4 protein-coding genes are annotated in these 3,808 nt (G+C 39.3%); 1 reads left to right on the forward strand and 3 read right to left on the reverse strand.

The window, feature by feature from the left end; translation table 11 throughout:
- Positions 1-261: 261 nt before the first annotated feature.
- A complete protein-coding gene (locus Q0895_RS13335; RefSeq protein WP_299189752.1) occupies positions 262-1,371 on the reverse strand; it encodes a DUF2345 domain-containing protein in 1,110 nt (369 codons plus the stop codon).
- Between Q0895_RS13335 and Q0895_RS13340 the strand changes: the two genes are divergently transcribed.
- The gene (locus tag Q0895_RS13340) at positions 1,357-1,677 is read left to right on the forward strand and encodes a hypothetical protein (RefSeq protein ID WP_299189753.1); all 321 of its coding nucleotides are present in this window, start codon (positions 1,357-1,359) and stop codon (positions 1,675-1,677) included. The two genes, Q0895_RS13335 and Q0895_RS13340, sit on opposite strands and share 15 nt — an antisense overlap.
- 49 nt (positions 1,678-1,726) lie before the next feature.
- Here the strand turns inward: Q0895_RS13340 and Q0895_RS13345 are convergent, their stop codons facing one another.
- Together Q0895_RS13345 and Q0895_RS13350 are read right to left on the reverse strand one after the other, a co-directional pair.
- Positions 1,727-2,473 carry a hypothetical protein gene (locus Q0895_RS13345; RefSeq protein ID WP_299189755.1) on the reverse strand — a complete coding sequence of 249 codons (747 nt, stop codon included), beginning with the start codon at positions 2,471-2,473 and terminating at the stop codon, positions 1,727-1,729.
- The gene (locus Q0895_RS13350) at positions 2,470-3,576 is read right to left on the reverse strand and encodes a hypothetical protein (protein WP_299189756.1); all 1,107 of its coding nucleotides are present in this window, start codon (positions 3,574-3,576) and stop codon (positions 2,470-2,472) included. Before Q0895_RS13350 ends, Q0895_RS13345 begins: the two co-directional genes overlap by 4 nt.
- Between the last annotated feature and the right edge of the window lie 232 nt (positions 3,577-3,808).

The following is a 3,808-nucleotide window of genomic DNA, read 5'->3' on the forward strand; positions in this document are numbered from 1 at the left end:
TTGAATAAGTCATCGTTTATTTCATTAAATGCAATTGTTAATAGGATTGTATCGGTTTTATTTGGATTAGACTATATATTACTTTTTTATCATTGCGAGTCGATAAGTCATATATGTTTGAATTGCCTTTTTCGTCAAATGTTTGATCGTTCACAAGTGGATTTAATTCTTTATCTTTTAGGTCATATTTTATTTTCTTGATATCCACTTTATCTGATACTTTCAATCGAAGTCTTGTATATTTATAAGCTCTAATCATAATTAATCTTCCTCTTCTTGGGGTTCCTCAGCTTCAACTTCTTCATGCACGATTACATGCAACTCATACTCATTCGGTTCATCATCAACAATCAGCTTTAACTTGCCATTATAATCAGTGGTATGCATCTCGGTTGAACCATCAGGTTTAATAAGCATACATTTGTTAAAGGGAAGTGGCTCATCATTTTGATCATGGACAATGTATGTCAGATAGTGATCCATGTTTTCAAGCATTTTTGCCTGCGGCAAATGCACAGCAGGAGACCCTGTACCACCCCCACTCCCCCAATCCACCTTACTCGCCTTATACCCCACTTGCTTCGGTGTGATAAACATCACCTTACCCCCTGACATCTCAATACCACTCCCTGCTGCTTTTAGGGTGAGCGTATCAGGGGCAATGATCTCAATACTGTCGCGGCTATGGATACGCAATACTTGCTCGCTATCCAGACGCATCTCATCTTGATGTGCTTGTATGGTGACATCGCCATGGGCGGCGGTATGGGTTTGTGCTTTGTTTGAGTAATAGTGAATGTCGCCAGCGACTAATTGGTTCATCTGGGTTTGGCTATGATGGTGAGTACTACCTGTCGCATGATTGTGCGTGCTCTTCGTGCTGGTGTGCTGACTGTGTTGTCCACTTAATAGGGCTAGATGACGCTGGGAGTCGATCAGTACATGCGGCTGTTGCCATTGTCCTGCTTTGCTTAGCGCACTGTCATTGGTATCTTGGCTAAATTGACCAAATGGGGTTTGGCTGTCTTCTTGACGGTTGATTTTATTGTTCGTGCTCTCTAAACCGACAGGCTGATGCGCTTCAGCCAATTGCGCGTAGGCTTGCTGGTGCTGATCCGCGGTTTGCAGTTTGCTATGACTGTTATGGCTCATGTGAGTGTTTGATTGATTGCCTGATGTTTGACTGCTGATATGAATACCTGTGCTGCCTTGTACATTGGCGGTGGCCTCAGTCTCTACACTGATGCCCTGTCCACGCGCTTGCCCTCGGGTGTGGTCGCTATGTTGGTACAGGTGTCCGATAGTAAGGCTACTTTGATAGCTGCTGCTATAGAGATTGATTTGTGGACTGTCAGGATGAGCGTCAAACATCAGCTGGTTGTAGCCGTTGATAGCGTGGTCTTTAGTCGCTTCTCCGGTGCGACTGCTATCAATACTTTGGGTTTTGATGCCGTCGATGGGATACGCATGGCTTTGATTGATAAACCAAGCGGGGCTGGTGGCGTCGATGAAGTCTGTGTCACTGGCGATGCGGTTGTGCTGGGCGTCGTCGTTACCTTGGCCGTTGTGGGTGCTGCCAATAATAATGGGATGGGTGATGTCACCACCGATGAAGTCGATGAGGACGTGTTGACCGTGCCGCAGCGGATGGGTGTGTCCCATGTGGTCGGCGACTAAGTGACTGGCGATGGGTATCCATTGGGCGCTGTCATTACAGTAGTCTTTACTACTCTTGCGTTAACTCTTTTTTTACTTGATAGGCAGCTATTAATTTTAACGTCTCATGTATAAATCGTGACAGTACAACCATACTAAATGCAAACATACCAAACCCGATAACTACCTCTACTACGATTTCGAAACCGTTATCTAATAGAAATTTTGCTGTCATTAAACCGCCGCCAAATATAGCACCTACTAATATAACTACTCCAAAAACAGCTAACCCAATCCACAAAGCAAAACTCATACCTTGATAAGCTTCACTTTTCTCTAACTCTTTTAGCCAATTCTGTATATAAAAATTATGATTGCCAATAGAATTACTGATAATATTTTTATAGATAATAATCTTTTTTCTTTTTTCGAAAAACTCTAAGATGGAAATAATTAGAATAATACTATATATATATATACTAAAATTATTTATATACAATTCTAACCTAAACAAATTTAAAGTAGTAACATATGCAAATAATAAAACCGTAGCGAACCCAACAAGCCACGAATTAATAAAAAACCAATAATATCCTTTCATATATATCCGTGCTGGCACAAATAGATATACACAGCAAAGTATTATTAAATAAAGCGTATTCCACTGTGGTAGCTCATTTGATAAATTACCCATAGCCAATCCTAATACTCCCATTAGAAGTGCTATGCCAGCAAACCACTTCCCAGAACAATGATAGTTAAATGAGTCTGTGAAAGTATGAGGATCTGGTAATTGCGTTTTAATTTTATAACTCATAATGATTTGTTCGCCTCTAGATATTTCATATTACTTGATTCTAAGTAATTAACCATATTTTGTGCTTTTTGAGTTACGTTATACTTCCTATCACCAGCTTCCAAAGCGAATGAAGTCAGTACAGCTGCAGCAATGCCTCCAGCTACTACTACAATACCAATTCCTGATCCTATTATGATAGCACCAACTATTAATCCAGCTGCCGTAGCGATAACTGTCTTAACTGCATCAATACCTAAAGTAACGTATAAATCAGACCAGTTATTTAAAGGATCATCAGACAACATGAATTCAGCAATATCAAAAGTAGCTACCAATGCGAAACCAAAACCTCCTAGGCCTTTAACAGCAGTTTTAGCTGTCGCCAATCCTGCCGTACTTAAGCCTCCAGCTCTAGAAGCTGACTTAATGTCAGTTGCTGTAGAAATAATACCGACTTTTATATTATTGGTTGAGTAGGTTGTTGCTGTGAGAAAGCTTCTTAAACCAGAGTAACCTTTGAATATTATTAAGGTTTTACCTGTTTTGGATTTTTTTATTGTAAACTTTAATATGTCTTTAGACTCTTTTCCTACACTTAATCTTTTTAAAGCATCAAATATAAATTGACGGTTATTGTTCTTCAAAGCAGTTTTCATTTCTGCAGCGGCAGGCAAAGCTACACCGTCGAAAGCTAAGCTAGCTAAAAGCGTTCGTGTCACATTTTTCATAACTTCAAATTCATTATCTGTCATATCATTTTTTTTTACGACATAAGTTCCATCAACTATGTTGTATTTTGACTCAAAATGCCAAACTATTGATTCTGTACTGCTTAATTTATCAGTACTTAGTGTATTCTCACTACTTGATCCACCTTTTTTATTACTTAAACAGAAAATAATTGGTGCGTTTGTATCATTTGGGTCTAAGGCTTCTAATGGAAAAGTCGCAATAGTCTTACTGCCTTTTTTAAGTAGTACTTTCCCATTGTACTTCTTAGGAAGATAGACAGTATGCGACGTGCCGTCTTTGAAAACAGATTTTTTCGTTTCCGCTAATTTATTGTCGAAGAATTTTTTGTTATCTTCTCGAGTTACCGTATACGTTGCTCCCGCTGTCATATCAATATCAAGTATGATTGTTCTTCGCTGTTTTTGTTCCTGCAGTTGAACGGTGCTTTTTTCGCTATAAACCTTCGTAGTGCTCGGAGTTAGTTGAATCTGAAACTCACGATATTTTTTATCAGACCCTATAGGAATAACGCGTTTAGAGTCAGTTGTAGTGGCATAATGAAATAGGACAGTAGATAAGAGGTTATACTATCACCAAGACTGGAGAGAAGATATGACCACC

It is taken from the genome of uncultured Psychrobacter sp., assembly GCF_947495825.1.
GTDB lineage: Bacteria > Pseudomonadota > Gammaproteobacteria > Pseudomonadales > Moraxellaceae > Psychrobacter.